Source organism: Streptococcus sp. SN3 (genome assembly GCF_030439905.1).
In genome coordinates this window covers 719,634-735,743 of sequence record NZ_JAQFJF010000001.1, presented here as the reverse complement: position 1 = coordinate 735,743, position 16,110 = coordinate 719,634, and the positions used below count along the sequence as shown (strand labels likewise).

14 protein-coding genes are annotated in these 16,110 nt (G+C 42.9%); 7 read left to right on the top strand and 7 right to left on the bottom strand.

Annotated elements, in window-relative coordinates:
* Positions 1–87 precede the first annotated feature (87 nt).
* The gene (gene gorA, locus PCY71_RS03340) at positions 88–1,437 is read right to left on the bottom strand and encodes a glutathione-disulfide reductase (protein ID WP_048774218.1); all 1,350 of its coding nucleotides are present in this window, start codon (positions 1,435–1,437) and stop codon (positions 88–90) included.
* Positions 1,438–1,646: 209 nt separating this feature from the next.
* Between gorA and PCY71_RS03335 the strand changes: the two genes are divergently transcribed.
* Genes PCY71_RS03335 through PCY71_RS03325 form a run of 3 tightly spaced genes read left to right on the top strand, consistent with a single transcriptional unit; the run spans position 1,647 to position 4,760 of the window.
* Complete coding sequence (locus PCY71_RS03335; protein ID WP_002897231.1) at positions 1,647–2,810, top strand: efflux RND transporter periplasmic adaptor subunit; 1,164 nt, start codon at positions 1,647–1,649, stop codon at positions 2,808–2,810.
* Entirely contained in the window at positions 2,794–3,492 is a 699-nt protein-coding gene (locus tag PCY71_RS03330) for an ABC transporter ATP-binding protein (RefSeq protein ID WP_002909326.1), read from the top strand. The genes PCY71_RS03335 and PCY71_RS03330 overlap by 17 nt, the downstream gene beginning before the upstream one ends.
* Entirely contained in the window at positions 3,492–4,760 is a 1,269-nt protein-coding gene (locus tag PCY71_RS03325) for an ABC transporter permease (RefSeq protein WP_061592583.1), read from the top strand. Before PCY71_RS03330 ends, PCY71_RS03325 begins: the two co-directional genes overlap by 1 nt.
* Positions 4,761–4,859: 99 nt before the next feature.
* On the opposite strand, the gene lysS is transcribed toward PCY71_RS03325, so the two are convergent.
* From lysS to PCY71_RS03295, 6 genes are all read right to left on the bottom strand, one after another.
* Entirely contained in the window at positions 4,860–6,350 is a 1,491-nt protein-coding gene (gene lysS, locus PCY71_RS03320) for a lysine--tRNA ligase (RefSeq protein WP_002909329.1), read from the bottom strand.
* Positions 6,351–6,450: 100 nt separating this feature from the next.
* Positions 6,451–7,086 (bottom strand): histidine phosphatase family protein, encoded by a 636-nt coding sequence (locus PCY71_RS03315; RefSeq protein ID WP_002909330.1) that lies wholly within the window; start codon positions 7,084–7,086, stop codon positions 6,451–6,453.
* A gap of 60 nt (positions 7,087–7,146) precedes the next feature.
* Positions 7,147–7,632: an aminoacyl-tRNA deacylase gene (locus PCY71_RS03310; protein ID WP_048774215.1), complete on the bottom strand. Its 486-nt coding sequence runs from the start codon at positions 7,630–7,632 to the stop codon at positions 7,147–7,149.
* Positions 7,625–8,473 (bottom strand): DUF368 domain-containing protein, encoded by an 849-nt coding sequence (locus tag PCY71_RS03305; protein WP_032913618.1) that lies wholly within the window; start codon positions 8,471–8,473, stop codon positions 7,625–7,627. Before PCY71_RS03305 ends, PCY71_RS03310 begins: the two co-directional genes overlap by 8 nt.
* A gap of 142 nt (positions 8,474–8,615) precedes the next feature.
* On the bottom strand, positions 8,616–9,473 hold the full coding sequence (locus PCY71_RS03300) for a glycoside hydrolase family 25 protein (protein WP_002894996.1): 858 nt from the start codon (positions 9,471–9,473) through the stop codon (positions 8,616–8,618).
* 206 nt (positions 9,474–9,679) lie between these two features.
* Positions 9,680–10,156, bottom strand: a complete 477-nt coding sequence (locus tag PCY71_RS03295) for a glutathione peroxidase (protein WP_002904937.1) — start codon at positions 10,154–10,156, stop codon at positions 9,680–9,682.
* A gap of 154 nt (positions 10,157–10,310) precedes the next feature.
* On the opposite strand from PCY71_RS03295, the gene PCY71_RS03290 reads away from it, so the two are divergent.
* The 4 genes from PCY71_RS03290 (at position 10,311) to PCY71_RS03275 (ending at position 16,013) form a co-directional block, all read left to right on the top strand.
* Positions 10,311–11,543 carry an FtsW/RodA/SpoVE family cell cycle protein gene (locus PCY71_RS03290; protein ID WP_002904936.1) on the top strand — a complete coding sequence of 411 codons (1,233 nt, stop codon included), beginning with the start codon at positions 10,311–10,313 and terminating at the stop codon, positions 11,541–11,543.
* Between the two features lie 46 nt (positions 11,544–11,589).
* The gene (gene ppc, locus PCY71_RS03285) at positions 11,590–14,436 is read left to right on the top strand and encodes a phosphoenolpyruvate carboxylase (RefSeq protein ID WP_002904935.1); all 2,847 of its coding nucleotides are present in this window, start codon (positions 11,590–11,592) and stop codon (positions 14,434–14,436) included.
* Between the two features lie 121 nt (positions 14,437–14,557).
* Positions 14,558–15,028, top strand: a complete 471-nt coding sequence (locus tag PCY71_RS03280; RefSeq protein ID WP_002909338.1) for an RNA polymerase sigma factor — start codon at positions 14,558–14,560, stop codon at positions 15,026–15,028.
* Positions 15,015–16,013 carry an anti sigma factor C-terminal domain-containing protein gene (locus PCY71_RS03275; RefSeq protein WP_002909339.1) on the top strand — a complete coding sequence of 333 codons (999 nt, stop codon included), beginning with the start codon at positions 15,015–15,017 and terminating at the stop codon, positions 16,011–16,013. The genes PCY71_RS03280 and PCY71_RS03275 overlap by 14 nt, the downstream gene beginning before the upstream one ends.
* The last annotated feature ends 97 nt before the right edge of the window (positions 16,014–16,110 follow it).

Genomic DNA, 16,110 nt, shown 5'->3' with positions numbered 1-16,110 from the left:
TATGGAACGGTCATCATCTTTATTATAAAATGGTAGCAGAAGTCAAAAAGAGGCTGGAATACCAAACCTCTTCTGATTTTGAATTTTTTATCGCATGGTCACGAATTCTTCTGAGCCAGTCGGGTGAATAGCAACTGTAGCATCAAAGTCAGCCTTGGTAGCACCCATCTTGATAGCAACAGCGAAACCTTGAATCATCTCGTCTACTCCGTAGCCAATACCGTGCAGGCCAACGACCTTTTCATCCTCACCGGCAGTGATGAGCTTGAACTTGGCCTGTTGGCGATGCTGGGTGACAGCTGAATACATGGATGTGAAGCTAGATGTGTAAACGTGAATATTTTCTGCTCCGTAAGTCTTGATAGCCTCTACCTCAGTCAGGCCGACTGTCCCAATAGCAGGATGGGAGAAGACAACAGTTGGAATAGTTGAGTAGTCCATCTTAGCATTTGTTTTACCATTGAAAAGACGCTCAGACAGAGTTCGTCCAGCCTTGATAGCAACAGGAGTTAATTCTTTTTCACCTGTTACATCGCCAAGAGCATAGATACCTGGTACAATAGTGTTTTGATACTCATCTACAGCGATGAAGCCACGTTCATTGAGAGTGACGCCAGCTGCGTCTAGATTAAGGTCTTGAACGTTTGGCTTACGACCAATTGCCCAGATAACATGCTGGGCTGTGTGACTGCTGCCATCTTCAAAGTAGAGTTTGAGCTGACCATCAGGAAGTTTTTCCAGCTTTTGTGGAATCTTATGGGTATGAAGCTGGAGTCCAGAGTTTTCCATTTCTTGGAGTAAACCGTCAATCAGATAGCTGTCAAAGTTGCGCAGTGGTCGATCCTTACGGACAAAAAGGTCTGTTTTAACTCCCAGAGCATGGAGCACGCCGGCTAGCTCGACTGCTATATAGCCTGCTCCGACAATGGCAACAGATTCAGGTAATTCTTCCCAAGCGAAGACATCGTCGGAATTCTCTCCGTAGCCTGCGCCAGGGATATTTGGAATAGCAGCATGAGCACCCGTCGCGATGACAATGTGCTTGGCGCGAATAAGCTCACCGTTGACTTGGACAGTGTTTGCATCCACAAAGCGGGCACGGCCTTCAATCAGCTCAACCCCATTCCGCTTGAAGCTACCGTCATAGGACGAACGTGCTCGGTCAATATAAGCTTCGCGATTTTTCCGAAGGGTAGCAAAATCAAAAGCTTGATTATCAGAGGTAAAACCGTAGTCCGGTCCATAATGCTGGATAGCTTCAGCGATTTGAGCACCATACCACATAATCTTCTTTGGAACACAGCCAACATTGACACAGGTGCCACCTAGTTTCTTTTCTTCAATAACGGCAACCTTGGCACCGTATTCGCCGGCCCGATTCATGGTAGCAATTCCCCCGCTGCCACCGCCAATAGCAATCATATCAAATTCTTTCATTTTGTTAGAATCTCCTTCTATTATATGAGGTAATTGTACCTTTTTTAGCAGGTGAATGCAATAATCTGCTACGGATTTTAGTGGAGTGACTATCTGAGATAAAATAGCAACCATTTGTGAAAAACTGTAAATTTTTTTAGAAGAATTATGATAGCCTTGTGATATAATATAACAAAAGAAAATCGTTTTCATCAAGAGGAGGAAAAGAGATGAAAAAGTTAAAGAAATGGCAATTATTTAGTATTATTGGAGCTGCGATTGCAGTTGTTGCAGGAGCAATTCTCTTCATGTTTCTAAATGGAGGGAATCCTTCTGAGGCACCAATCGATACGACTCCCTTAGTTCAAAAGGCCAAGGAAGGCTCAGTGGCTTCTTCAGTCTTACTGACAGGAAATGTCACAGCCAGCAATGAGCAGTACATCTACTATGACAGCACCAAGGGTGACTTGGAAAATGTACTGGTCAATGTCGGTGACCAAGTGACAGCCGGTCAAGCATTGGTTACTTATAAAAGTGCAGAGGCTCAGGCTGCTTATGATGCAGCTGCTCGGGCGGTTAGCAAAGCCGATCGTCAATTGCATGACTTGCAAACCAATGGTGTGACTGTAAATACGACTGGCGACGAAGAAGCAGATGGTGCGTCTGAAGCTCAGGCTCAGCGTTCTGTAGAGTCTCAAGCAGCTGACCTGCGCGATGCTCGAGCTGATGCAGTGGATAATATGAACAAAGCACAAGCTACTCTCAATGCTTTAACAGTGACCAGTACAGCAGATGGTACGGTCGTAGAAGTCAACCGCGATGTTTCAAAATCAACAACAGGTGCTACTCAAACCTTGGTTCACATCGTCAGCAATGGTAATCTGCAGATTAAGGGTGAATTATCCGAATACAACCTGGCTAACTTGTCTGTAGGTCAAGAAGTGACCATTACATCAAAGGTTTACCCAGATAAGAAATGGACTGGTAAAATTAGCTACATTTCCAACTATCCAAAAGACGGCCAGCAGGCAGCAGCTCAGCCATCTGGAACAGGTGGCAGCGGAACAGCTTCAGGTTCTAAATATCCATTTACAATTGACATTACCAGCGAGATTGGCGAACTCAAGCAAGGTTTCTCTGTCAATATTGAAGTTAAAAACAATACTCAGGGACTCATTGTACCAGTCAGCAGTGTGGTAATGGACGGAGATAAAAACTATGTTTGGGTTCTGGAAAAAGGAGTTGCTAAGAAGACAGAAGTAACGCTCGGAAATGCTGATGCTGAAAATCAAGAAATCTCATCTGGTTTGACAAAGGATAGTAAAGTTATCATCAATCCGACAGATAGCTTGAAAGACGGTCAAGAGGTGAAATCTTATGAAGAAGCTAATTGAGTTAAAAAATATTAATAAGAACTATCGCAATGGAGACCAGGAACTGCAGGTATTAAAAGACATCAGTTTGGAGGTTGAAGAGGGCGAGTTTGTTGCCATCATGGGACCGTCTGGATCTGGTAAGTCTACTTTGATGAATATCATTGGGATGCTGGATCGTCCGACCACTGGTGAATACCATCTAGGAAGCGAAGAAGTCGCTAAGCTAGGTGATAAGAAGCTGGCCAAGGTTCGAAATAAGCAAATCGGCTTTGTCTTTCAGCAGTTCTTTCTCTTGTCTAAGCTTAATGCCTTGCAAAATGTGGAACTGCCCTTGATCTATGCAGGTGTCGGTCTATCTAAGCGCAAGTCCTTGGCCGAGCAGTTTCTGACCAAGGTGGAGCTGGACACGCGGATGCATCACCTGCCTTCAGAGCTTTCCGGAGGACAGAAGCAGCGGGTAGCCATTGCGCGTGCTTTGGTCAATAATCCCTCTTTGATTCTGGCTGACGAACCAACAGGAGCCTTGGATACTAAGACTGGTGAGCAGATTATGGAGCTCTTAACTGAGCTCAATCGAGAAGGGAAAACCATTATCATGGTGACCCACGAGCCTGAGATTGCTGCCTATGCCAAACGGCAGATTGTCATTCGTGACGGTATTATCTCATCTGATAGCGCTAAGGAAGGAGGGCTAGCCTAATGCAAAACTGGAAATTTGCCATTAGCTCCATTCTTGGACACAAGATGCGGTCTTTCCTGACCATGATTGGGATTATTATCGGAGTGGCTTCGGTTGTGGTTATCATGGCCTTAGGAGATTCTATTACCCGGCGGGTCAATGAGAGTTTTACCAAAAGTCAGAAAAACATGCGTCTCGTTTTTTCTCCTAAAAAGAGCAAGGACGGCTCCTACACACAGACGGCTGATCTCTATTCAGTAAATGTAGAAGATGAAAGCGAGGAAGTGGTGGAACCACCCAAGGCCCAGGAAGCATGGGTTAAGGAATTGACTCATATCAAGGGAGTGGACGGCTACTATGTGACCAACTCAGCTATGGAAACCTTTAGCTACGAAAATAAGCAGGCTGAGCGCGTCAACTTTGTCGGAGCAAACATGACCTATATTCAAGTGAAAAAATACAAAATCATTGCTGGTCGCGCTTTGAGGCAGCAAGACTATCAAGGCTTTGCCAGTGTTGTGCTGCTGGACGAAGATCTGGCTGCGAACCTCTTTTCTTCCGCTGAAGAGGCCATCAATAAGATTGTTACAGTGGGGGCCAGTAACTATCGGGTGATTGGGGTTTATAGAGATCCTGAAACTGCTGCTGCATCTGGCTCCATGCAGGTCTATGGTGGTAATGCCATTACGACCAATACTCTCATAGCTGCAAACTTTGGAGTCGATGAAATTTCAGAGATTGTTCTTCGAGTGAATGATACAAGCTTAGTTCCAGAACTTGGCCCTAAGGTTGCCAAGAAATTAACAGAAATTGCTGGTCTGCAACAGGGCGAATATCAAGTGACAGATGATAGTGCCCTCTATCAGGAAGTACAAAATATTTATGGTGCAATGACGGGTGTTATCGGAGCCATCGCCGGAATCTCTCTCTTTGTTGGTGGTATCGGCGTTATGAATATCATGCTGGTATCGGTCACTGAGCGAACTCGTGAAATCGGTCTGCGAAAAGCTCTGGGAGCAACACGTGGCAACATACTGATGCAATTTTTGATTGAGTCTATGATTTTGACACTGATTGGTGGGTTGATTGGACTGGTTCTAGCTGCAGGACTTGCGTCTGTACTGGGCTCGGCTATGAGTCAAATGCTGGAAGGAACACCAGTAACGGTATCTCTACCGGTCAGCATCGTTAGCCTTCTTTTCTCAGCAACCATTGGTGTTCTCTTCGGAATTTTACCTGCCAATAAAGCCTCTAAACTGGATCCAATTGAAGCACTGAGGTATGAATAGTACAACAAAAAGTCTGGTTTCCCAGACTTTTTTATGATGTAAAAAATCCCGCTGGAATTCCAGCAGGATTTGTTTTCTTAAGATTGTATAAAATACAGATTATTTCATCGTTGGGAAGAGCAGGACATCTCGAATGGTAGTTACATCTGTTAGTAACATAACCAGACGATCGATACCGATTCCTAGGCCTCCAGTTGGTGGCATACCGTATTCCAGAGCTTCGACAAAGTCATAGTCAATGCCAGTTGCTTCGTCATCGCCCAGTTCTTTGGCTTTTGCCTGTGCTTCAAAACGAGATAATTGATCGATTGGATCGTTCAACTCGGTGAAGGCATTGGCATATTCTTTGGTCATGATGAAGAGCTCGAAACGGTCCGTGAAGCGTGGATCTTCTGGATTTTTCTTAGCCAGAGGTGATACTGCTACAGGGTGACCGTAGACAAAGGTTGGCTGAATCAAGGTTTCTTCCACAAATTCTTCAAAGAAAGCATTGATAACATGACCAACTTCGGTGAAGTGCTTTTCAAGCGGAACTTTCTTTTCCTGAGCCAAGGCAACAGCTTCTTCAAAACTCATATCTTGCCAGAAGTCAACACCAGTAATTTCCTTGATGGCGTCAACCATGTGAACGCGTTTAAATGGTTCATTGATCTTGATTTCAGTTCCTTGGTAGTTGACCGGTCCATCTCCATTGACAGAAACAGCAGCGTGTTGGATAATGCCTTCAGTCAAGTCCATGATATCTTGGAAATCTGCATAGGCTTGGTAAACCTCGATGGAAGTGAACTCTGGATTGTGAGTTGCGTCCATCCCTTCGTTACGGAAAATACGGCCAATCTCATAAACTCGCTCCATACCGCCAACGATAAGACGTTTAAGGTGAAGCTCGGTTGCAATCCGTAGCACCATGTCAATATTTTGGGCATTGTGGTGGGTAATAAATGGACGGGCAGCAGCACCGCCTGCTTCGTTGTGGAGAACAGGAGTTTCAACTTCAAGGAAACCTTGCCCATCTAAGTAACGGCGGATTTCTGAGATGATTTTTGAACGAGTCACAAAGCGTTCAAAGCTTTCACGGTTGGAAATTAAATCCAAATAACGCTTGCGGTAGATGGTTTCGACATCTGTCAGGCCGTGGAATTTTTCAGGTAGGGGACGCAGAGCCTTAGACAAATGAGTAAGGTGGGTTGCCTTGATAGAAAGCTCCCCCATATCCGTCCGCATAATCTCACCTTCGATACCGAGGAAATCCCCTAAGTCCGCCTTTTTGAAGATTTCATAATTTTCTTCACCAACAGCATCTTTACGAACATAAATCTGGATTTGGCCTTCACGGTCTTGGATGTGGGCAAAGCCAACCTTTCCTTTGCCGCGCTTGGTCATGAGACGGCCAGCTATAATAGCTGTTTCATTGAGTTCGTTTAATTCTTCTTTATCTTTATCGTTGTATTTTTCTTTCAGTTGAGCAGAGTTAGCAGTCCGCTCAAAGCGTTTGCCAAAAGGGTCAATTCCCTGCTCAGCCAGCGCAGCCATTTTTTCACGACGGATAATCTGCTGGTCGTTTAATTCCTCAATATGTTCAGTAGTCATGTTTTTCCTCCAAAAGTTTTCCTACCTATTTTATCACAAAAGATAGGGAAATTCATCTATATTTGGCTATAAAGTAAGAAAAAAAGCTAGAAATCCAGCCTTAATTTTCTGCCTTTTCAAGCAAGTAATCCGTATTATTCCAAGTGATCAGCTCAAAATTCTCAAAGTCTTCTGTTTCAAGGATGGTGATGCTGGCGTTGGTCAGACCGCCATTCTTGCGCAGGAGAGGTGTGTCATAGCCCAGCATGGTTCGAATGCTGGCGGTTAAGTTAGCACCGTGCCCGACAATGAGCACTTGTTCGTAGTTCTTGTCCTTTAAGGTCTTGATAAAGGAAATGGTCCGGTGGGTCGTATGGTAGACTGACTCAGCGTCAAAAAACGTATGATTAAATTGCGAAAGGTTGTGGCGGAAGGCAGTCATCTGGTGCGGATAGATGGCTTCTATGGTAGAGATTTTTGCGCCTTCCAGTTTTCCCAACTGCCATTCTCGCAGTTCAGGTACTGATACGATTTTAGTCGGAAACTGGCTTTCTTCTTGAATAATTTCAGCAGAGCGAACGGCACGTGGGAGATCGCTGCTGTAAATCTTGTCAAATTGTGTCTGAGCCAGATGTTTTCCTAGGTTATGCAGTTCTTCAACGGCGGTTGGCAGCAGTGGCGAATCACCGCTGGCTCCCTGAAAGCGGCCTTCCTGATTCCATTCCGTTCTTCCGTGTCGGACAAAGTATAATTTCATAGTGGTTGATGTTTCTTTCTTATTAGAGTTTATTGAGATATTAGGTGCAGTATTGAAGAATTATGAGCTAGTATTTTCTTTGAGGTCTGCAAAGTCAGCTTGAACAAAATCCGCCAAATCTTGAGCCTTGATTTCGATACTGCGGCCGACTTCGCCGGCAGAAACGATAATGCTATCTCGCTCTAAAGCTGACTGGTCGATATAGATTGGAAAGTTGTGCTTTTGACGGATACCGACAGGATTGTTGGCTCCGTGGACATAGCCCGTTGTCTTTTCCAAGTCTTTCTGAGGAATCATGCTTACTTTTTTATTGCCGGAAATCTTGGCCATTTTCTTTTCGGATAGATGTTCTGTGATAGGCAGAATACCGATCAGTGTGCCAGTCTTGTCTCCTGTCAAGGCCAAGGTTTTATAAATCTGCGAACGGTCCAAACCATCGGCTGGCTGTTCAGCTAAGGCATTTAGCTGCAGACCTAGATGTTCAATCTTAGCCTTGCTTAAAATTTGCTCAACCAATGTTTTTTTGATTTTTGTTTTTTTAGCCATTTGTATATCTCTCTTCTAATTGCGACATCCAGAGTCCCAGCCAGGTTCCTAGACCGAAGAAAAAGGCTGCAAGAACAAGTGTCAATATAGAAACTCCCTGATAGCTAATGCTTTCAATGTTTCCTGCTTGTGGCACTACAATGAGAAGTGTACTGGATAGGACAATGCCAATAATAAAGTGATAGACACGAGAGTAGTAGTTTTTCAAAATATGATCCATGAGCTTAGAGAAGAGAATCAGTGCTAAGGCACCACCGATTCCGATAGGAAGAAAGGTGCCCAAGAGATCCAGTTTGCGAAAGCCATTCAGCATAGGGGCATAGAGTCCTAAAATCAGGAGAAGGTTGGACGGACTGAGTCCGGGAATTAAAATGCCTAGTGCAATCAAAGCTCCTGCTAAGATGAAAGAGAGAAAGTTAGCTGGCAAGGTGCCGACCATGCCATTTAAGGAATAAAGAAAGATTCCTGAAAGAATGAGGCTGACCCAGAAAACGAGAATATCAGTCCGATCGCGCTCACTTTTAGCGACAGACTCTTTAATAAGACTGGGAACAGTCCCGATGATAGCTCCAGCAAATCCCCAAAGGACAATCACTTTGTAGTTATCCAGCAGCAGATTGACAGGATAGGAGAAAGCGGCAATTCCTAAAATCATTCCGATTCCAACTGGTATGAAATAGAGAACATTTTCGACGAAGTTTTCTTTTAAATGTGCTAAAAAATGAATCAGGCGCTCGTAAATACCTAAGATAGCTGCTAAAACACCGCCTGAAACTCCTGGCAAAATAAAGCCAAGTGCAATGACCATTCCTTTGAAAATTCTATTCAACCAAGAAATCATTGTATTTCCCTTTTCTAATTTCATTTATCAAATCATTATATCATAAAATATAGGCTTTATTAAGAGGGAACAGCTGGAAATTTCCTATTTTTTGACAATAAAAAACGACAGCAGTCTTTGAGATTTGAGCTGTCGTTCTGAGCTATTGGCTTTCTTTAGGAACTGTAAATAGCTTTTGATAAGTAGCTGTCTGGTCTTTCAAGGTTGACAGCTGGTTCAAATCAAGATAATGAGAGAAACCAGTCAGCTGACCTTGTGATGTGTACTGATGCAAGTCGTAATCTTGCTCAGTATTTGGTGCGGCATTGTAGTAGCCGTCGTCATTACCATAAGTCGGAATCCAAATTGCTGTGAACTTATCGGTAGAGATGCTATGCTCCTCCATAAAATAAGTTCCAATATAGATACCAATATTTTTTACACCAAGTGACTCTAGCTTGGCTCGGAAAGCTTCAACTCCCGCATTCATGTCAGACATGGTCTTTTCTTCGACGTCTAGCCAATAATAGGTTGGATGGTACTTGGCAGAGGCCTTGTAGAAACTTTCAGCTTCTTTTTCCATTTCCTTTTTGCTATTGGCGGCCACATAGGCATAGACAGCGACAGGGATATTGCGCTTTTGAAATTCTTTGATATGTCTTTCATAAGACTTGTCCAGACCATTCAGATGGGTTGCTGCGTTTTCTTTTTTTGCCTGCGCTCCACTATGAACACGGACAATTACTCCCGAAACATTCTGGGCGAGTAAGTCGTAATTAATCTCACTTGGCAGCTGCCAGCCAGAAATGTCAATGATTGGTCTGGAAATAAACTCTTCATCCAAGGACGAATCGTCAGATGTTTCCTCTTTTTTTGAGGAACTTGGAGTTTGTTTAGTTTGTGAAATTTTTGCCTGTGCTTGCTTTTCCTGAGAGTCAGTAATTTGCTTGCTTATCAAAATAAAAGCGATAAAAGAAGCAAAGAAAATTAGGATTGCAAGCGGTTTAATCCTCTTCCTCATACTGGTTTATTTTAACTTAAAACAAATAAAAAAGCAAAAAATATCCCCAGAATTGCTGGAAAATGAATGAAATGTAATATAATTGAAATATTATAAAGCAAAAACAAGATGTTTTGAAAGCCCAAAATGTCTTGTTTTTAAAGACCTTAGCCAAGCTGTGGAAGATGAGTTACCGTTGGATAAATCGTTTTGCTTTTTCCTACCTTTTATAATAGCTTTTGAATGAGTTCTTCTATCTTTTGGGGAGAGGTTTGTGGAGAGAAGCGTTTGATGACTGTCCCGTCTCGACTGACCAGAAACTTTGTGAAATTCCATTTGATCTTCTCACCCAGAAGACCGCACTTTTCTTTTTTGAGCCAGTCAAAGAGTGGAGCAGTATGAGGACCATTGACATCGATCTTAGCAAATCGGGGAAAGATCGTTCCGTAGTTAAGGCTGCAAAAGCTATTGATGTCTGCAGCGTCTCCAGGGGTCTGCTGGCCAAACTGATTGCAGGGGAAATCCAGGATTTCAAATCCGTCTTTCTGATAGCGTTCATAGAGTTCCTGCAGTTCTTGGTACTGAGGAGTGAAGCCACAGCCGGTCGCTGTATTGACAATCAGCAGAATCTTTCCTTTATAATCACTCATTTTTTGCGGACTTCCATCTTGTTTTTGGATTTCGATATCATAAATGTCTGTCATGTTATCCTCCTTTGTTTGCTTCCTATCTTATCACAATTTTATGTAAAAGAGAGAAAGCAAGGTCTTATTGTCCCAGTCTCTGCACTAATGCTTTTTTTTCAATCCAAAAGGTGGTATAATGAGAATTGAATTTTTAGAAGTTTAATGGTGAAATATGAAAATTGACAAGAAGCACTTGTTGAATTATTCCATCTTGATTCCCTATTTGATTTTATCTGTTTTGGGATTGATTGTGGTCTATTCAACGACGAGTCCTACCTCGATTCAGGCCGGAGGAAATGGTTTTGGCATGGTCTTGAATCAGGGGATTTTTTGGGTAATAAGTCTCTTTATAATTGCGCTCCTATATAGAATCCGCTTGGGTTTCCTGAAAAAAGGAGGCATCCTGACTATAGTTATCTTTGCTGAAATAATCCTTTTGCTCTTATCTCGTTTTATAACGGGGACTATTAACGGCGCTCATGGTTGGTTGAGAATCGGAGCTTTCAGTGTTCAGCCTGCTGAGTATTTGAAGATTATTCTGGTCTGGTATCTAGCTTTTCGCTTCACTAAGAGGCAGGAGGAGATAAAGGTCTATGACTACCAAGCCCTGACCCATAACCATTGGTTTCCTAAAGCCTTTAACGACTGGCGGACCATGGTGGCTATTCTGATTGGGATTGTAGCGATTATGCCAGACCTTGGAAATGCGACTATTCTATTTTTGACCGTCGTGATAATGATTGCTGTCAGCGGGATTGGCTATCGATGGTTTTCTACGATGCTGGGAGCCATTGTCAGTGTTTCGGGATTGGTTCTGGCGAGCATTTGGTTGATTGGGGTTGAGCGCGTGGCCAAGATTCCAGTCTTTGGGTATGTGGCCAAGCGTTTCAGTGCTTTCTTCAATCCCTTCAAGGACCTGTCTGGCTCAGGCCACCAATTGGCTAATTCCTACTATGCTATGAGTAACGGCGGCTGGTTTGGTCTAGGCTTGGGGAACTCTATTGAGAAGCGCGGCTATTTGCCGGAAGCTCATACAGACTTTGTTTTTTCTATCGTGATAGAAGAATTTGGTTTCTTTGGTGCCAGTCTGATTCTGGCCTTACTCTTTTTCCTGATTCTGAGAATTATCTTGGTAGGGATTCGGGCAAAGAATCCATTTAACTCCATGATGGCTTTGGGAATTGGCGGTATGATACTCATGCAGACCTTCATCAATATCGGTGGAATTTCAGGTCTCATTCCTTCTACAGGAGTAACCTTCCCCTTCCTATCGCAGGGGGGGAACAGTCTTCTGGTCTTGTCAGTAGCCATCGCCTTGGTACTCAATATTGATGCCAACGAGCGCCGTGATGCCCTGTATGAGCAGATGGAAGCGGAGGCACAAGATCAGTCTGAGGAATCTTAATCGCAGTTTGTGTGAACAGTTGTTGCAAAAATGAAAGGTGCAGATTATGTCGTTTAACAAATTAGAAAGCTACAGTAATAAAGAAGTAATTCGAGAAGAAGTCGCTATTTTGACAGACTTGCTTGCCGATATTACTCGGAATCTTCTCAGCCCTGAGACCTTTGAAAAAATCTCCCTCATGGAAGAGCTGGCTGTTAACTCCAAATATCATGAGTTAAAAGCGATTGTAGAAGAGCTAACGACGGATGAAATGGTTTATATTTCTCGTTATTTCTCTATTTTGCCGCTTTTGATTAATATCTCAGAAGATGTTGACCTAGCTTATGAAATCAACCACCAGAACAATATTAATCAAGATTATCTTGGGAAGCTGTCAACAACCATTGACCTGATTTCAACGCGGGAAAATGCTCAGGAGATTCTGGAGAATTTGAATGTTGTGCCAGTACTGACAGCTCACCCGACCCAGGTCCAGCGCAAGACTATTCTGGACTTAACCAATCATATTCATAGTTTACTGCGTCAGCATCGAGATGTTAAAGCAGGACTAGTCAATGAGAAGAAGTGGCTAGGAAATCTCCGCCGCTATATTGAGCTTATGATGCAGACAGATATGATCCGTGAGAAGAAGCTGAAAGTGACCAATGAGATTACCAATGTCATGGAATACTATAACAGCTCTTTCCTACAAGCAATTACCAACTTTATGGTTGAATACAGACGCTTGGCAGAAGAGCGGGGTATCAAGCTGGATAATCCTAAGCCTATTACCATGGGAATGTGGATTGGCGGAGATCGAGATGGCAATCCTTTTGTAACCGCAGAAACTCTGAAACTGTCAGCCACCCTCCAGAGTGAAGTCATCCTCAACTATTACATTGACAAGGTTTATACACTCTATCGCACCTTTTCGCTCTCGACCAACCTCTCAGAAACCAGTCAGGCAGTAGCAGAAATGGCAGCTCTGTCTACAGACAAGTCTGTTTATCGGGAAAATGAGCCTTACCGCCGTGCTTTTCACTATATCCAGTCCAAGCTGATTCAAACCTTGCTTTACCTAAAAGAAGGCAATTTCTCAAATGATGGTCAGCGATTGACTGACCGAGCTGAGGAAAAATTTTCTGCGAAGGCTAACCTTTCTGTCAGCAATAAGGGAAGAGAAATCATTCCTAATTATATCCAGTCTCGTATCAGCGAGACCCTGACTGAGCTGAAGAAGGAGGAGACACCTTCTTACAAAACAGCTCAGGAATTTAAAAAAGACTTGCAGGTCATTTATGATTCTCTTATTGAACATCATGGGGAAGCTTTGGTAAGTGGCGACTTGACTGAACTTCTCCAAGCGGTTGATGTTTTCGGCTTCTTCTTGGCCAGCATTGATATGCGTCAGGATTCCAGCGTTCATGAGGCTTGTGTGGCTGAGCTCTTGGCTTCAGCTAATATTGTCCAGGATTATAGCAATCTATCGGAAGAAGAAAAATGCCAGGTTCTCCTCAAACAGCTGCTAGAAGATCCTCGTATCCTGTCAGCTACTCATGAGCCTAAATCCGAACTCCTTCAAAAAGAACTGGAGATTTTCAAAACAGCTCGTCAGCTAAAAGATGCCATTGGTGAGGAAGTTATTAAGCAGAATATTATCTCTCACTCGACCAGTGTATCAGATCTACTTGAGTTGGCTATTATGCTTAAGGAAGTAGGGCTGATTGATGAAAACGGAGCACGTGTCCAGATTGTTCCGCTCTTTGAAACCATTGAGGATTTGGACAATTCCTGCGATACTATGGAGAAATACCTATCTCTGCCAATTGCGCAGAAGTGGATTGCCTCTAAGGATAATTACCAGGAAATCATGCTGGGCTATTCAGACAGTAATAAGGACGGTGGCTACCTATCTTCTTGCTGGACTCTCTATAAGGCTCAACAGCAGCTGACAGCTATCGGTGATAAGTTTGGCGTGAAAATCACCTTCTTCCATGGCCGGGGTGGTACGGTGGGACGCGGTGGCGGCCCAACCTATGAAGCAATCACATCTCAGCCACTCCGCAGTATCAATGACCGGATCCGTCTGACTGAGCAAGGCGAAGTTATTGGAAATAAATATGGAAACAAAGACGCAGCCTACTATAACTTGGAAATGCTGGTGTCTGCTGCCATTAACCGCATGGTAACTCATAAGAAGAGCGATAGCCATACTTCTGATAAATATGAGCGAATCATGGACCAAGTAGTCAATCGCAGTTATCAGATTTACCGTGATTTGGTCTTTGGTGACGAGCGTTTTTACGATTATTTCTTTGAATCCAGCCCTATCAAGGCTATCTCTAGCTTTAATATCGGTTCTCGTCCAGCTGCCCGTAAAACCATCACTGAAATCGGTGGCCTCAGGGCGATTCCATGGGTCTTCTCATGGTCTCAAAGTCGGGTTATGTTCCCAGGCTGGTATGGTGTCGGGTCGAGTTTCAAGGAATTCATTGATGAAGACCCAGAAAATAACTTAGCCTTTCTGCAATTTATGTATAAGAGATGGCCGTTCTTCAAGTCACTCTTATCAAATGTAGACATGGTTCTGTCTAAGTCAAATATGAATATCGCTTTTGAGTATGCGCAGCTTTGTGAAGATCAGAATGTGCGAGATATTTTCAATATTATCTTGGATGAGTGGCAGCTAACTAAGGATGTCATTCTAGAGATTGAAGGTCATGATGAGCTCCTAGCAGAAAACACATATCTGAGAGATAGCTTGCACTATCGTATGCCTTACTTTAATGTTTTGAACTATATCCAGCTAGAACTGATCAAGCGTCAGCGAAATGGCCAGCTCACACCTGATCAAGAAAAGCTGATTCACATCACCATCAACGGTATTGCGACTGGTCTGAGAAACTCTGGCTAATACAAAGAGAAAATCGGAATTGTTCCGGTTTTTTCTATTTTTGTAACCAAAGGGCTACTTAATTCGTTATACTAGTGAAGGAGGGGGTGAGCTTATCAAACTAGATGAATATGAAACAATCTTGATAGGCTTTGCTCGCGAGATTGTCTCCTATCTGCAGAAGTCAGGGGCTTCTAAAGTGGAAGCAGAAGATGTAGTTCAGGACGTTTTTGTCAAGATGTTGGAAACAGAGGTTATTATTCCGGCGGAAAAGATGCGAGCTTGGATGTATCGAGTTTCCATCCGGCGCTATATCGACAGATATAGGAGAGATAAGCATTATTTGGAGATTTTGCGAAAAGAATTTTTTGGAAAAGATCTTGTCAATCCCTTTGAAAATGAAGATTATGAGCTGCTAAGAAGTATGATAGAAGATCTGCCACTCAAGGAAGCCACGCTTTTAGAACTCTATTATTTTCAAGATTTCACGGTCAAGGAGATTGCCCAAATCATGTCTTACTCAGTTAGCAAGGTCAAGATTCAGCTGATGCGCAGTCGTGCTAAACTCCGAAAGGAGCTGGAAAAGAAAGGATATCGAAATGGAAACATTTGAAAATGTTGCAAAGAAAAGCAGAAGAAAAAGAATCTGGAAGACAGTCGCTATTAGCTCCGTTGTATCTTTAGTTCTCTTAGGTCTTCTAGGAAAGGGGCTGGCAGAATTAACCTCTGGTAACGGACGAGACTTACAAAAACAGTACGAAGTTATGTCCGAAATCGCCTATCCTAATGTTGACTATGATAGTCTTTACCACACTCAAACTTCCTTTTTTTCAGGGACCTTACGTTCCGATCGTTTCAAGGATTTAGATGGAGTGAAGGTGGCTTATCCTTCCTATGAGGGAAACTATTCACTCATAGGTGCTTTTAGAGATCCGACTGCGGAAGGGACTTATTTGTCTCTCTCAGGAACCTATACGCGAACCTTGCGTCAAAAATATCCTGTCTTCTATAATATCAATGCCAAAGGGACAAAGGATAGTAATTCTATGCCTAAAGAGTTGGCTTCTGTCAAAGAAATGCCGAATCAATTGGTGGAAGTAGCTTTGACTTTTGATAAGCCTTATACCTATAAGGAAATCCAGCAGATGATACCGAACAATCTCAAAATCAACTGGTACTGGATTGGCAGTCAGTCAGAAGATAGTGAAAATGGTATTGAACTGTATTCTGATCCCAAGCTGACCTATGGAGCTAACGCTAGTCTTCTCTTTACTTATGATTCAGATGTTAGGAAGAAGGCAAAAGAGGCTAAGAAAGAGCAGCAGACTTTCTTGGATTATCTGAAAAAGGCAGATAAAAATCTTTTCCCAAGTGTTAGTGGGTACAACATGTACAATGAGGTTGAGTCCTATCTCAAGAAATTTGGTCAGCTAGATATTCGTGAAGCAGAAAATCGGGATCAATTGACCTTTTCTGGTATTATTCTGACTGGGAAAGCTGAGAATTTCAGCCAATTAGAAGGGAAAGAATGGATTGCTGCTTCGAGTATTGGTGCTTCCGTTTCCAATCAGCCTTACTATCAGTTAGACAAGGAATAATTCACAAAAAAATGCTAAAAGACTTGCATTTTCATTTAAATTTGATAAAATAGTAAGGAAAGTTAGACTGTATTGCCTACTGTCTATCTATAAAATA

Coding starts and splice junctions, on each gene's coding strand:
- gorA (WP_048774218.1), bottom strand. CDS start 1,437: ATGAAAGAATTTGATATGATTGCTATTGGCGGTGGCAGCGGGGGAATT.
- PCY71_RS03335 (WP_002897231.1), top strand. CDS start 1,647: ATGAAAAAGTTAAAGAAATGGCAATTATTTAGTATTATTGGAGCTGCG.
- PCY71_RS03330 (WP_002909326.1), top strand. CDS start 2,794: ATGAAGAAGCTAATTGAGTTAAAAAATATTAATAAGAACTATCGCAAT.
- PCY71_RS03325 (WP_061592583.1), top strand. CDS start 3,492: ATGCAAAACTGGAAATTTGCCATTAGCTCCATTCTTGGACACAAGATG.
- lysS (WP_002909329.1), bottom strand. CDS start 6,350: ATGACTACTGAACATATTGAGGAATTAAACGACCAGCAGATTATCCGT.
- PCY71_RS03315 (WP_002909330.1), bottom strand. CDS start 7,086: ATGAAATTATACTTTGTCCGACACGGAAGAACGGAATGGAATCAGGAA.
- PCY71_RS03310 (WP_048774215.1), bottom strand. CDS start 7,632: ATGGCTAAAAAAACAAAAATCAAAAAAACATTGGTTGAGCAAATTTTA.
- PCY71_RS03305 (WP_032913618.1), bottom strand. CDS start 8,473: ATGATTTCTTGGTTGAATAGAATTTTCAAAGGAATGGTCATTGCACTT.
- PCY71_RS03300 (WP_002894996.1), bottom strand. CDS start 9,473: ATGAGGAAGAGGATTAAACCGCTTGCAATCCTAATTTTCTTTGCTTCT.
- PCY71_RS03295 (WP_002904937.1), bottom strand. CDS start 10,156: ATGACAGACATTTATGATATCGAAATCCAAAAACAAGATGGAAGTCCG.
- PCY71_RS03290 (WP_002904936.1), top strand. CDS start 10,311: ATGAAAATTGACAAGAAGCACTTGTTGAATTATTCCATCTTGATTCCC.
- ppc (WP_002904935.1), top strand. CDS start 11,590: ATGTCGTTTAACAAATTAGAAAGCTACAGTAATAAAGAAGTAATTCGA.
- PCY71_RS03275 (WP_002909339.1), top strand. CDS start 15,015: ATGGAAACATTTGAAAATGTTGCAAAGAAAAGCAGAAGAAAAAGAATC.